This is a genomic window from Aeromonas sp. 25-AL00135 (assembly GCF_054052385.1).
Genome location: NZ_JBSTYQ010000060.1, coordinates 1 through 226, shown reverse-complemented (window position 1 = coordinate 226; position 226 = coordinate 1). Strand labels below are relative to the sequence as shown.

The following is a 226-nucleotide window of genomic DNA, read 5'->3' as shown; positions in this document are numbered from 1 at the left end:
ATAGGTGGGGTGTGTAAGCGCGGTGACGTGTTGAGCTAACCCATACTAATTACCCGTGAGGCTTAACCATACAACACCCAAGAAGTGTTCTGGGCCTTGTAGCAAATCGAAGAACTACTAATTCAGTGATAATGACCAAGTCGTTATTCACGTCAGCTTTCTAGATTAAGAATTTGCCTGGCGGCCATAGCGCCGTGGAACCACCTGATCCCATGCCGAACTCAGA

General features: G+C 47.8%; 1 rRNA gene. It reads left to right on the top strand.

Annotated elements, in window-relative coordinates:
• Positions 1-176 precede the first annotated feature (176 nt).
• Positions 177-226: ribosomal RNA gene (rrf, locus tag ACW5XC_RS20475) — 5S ribosomal RNA — on the top strand; the annotation flags it as partial.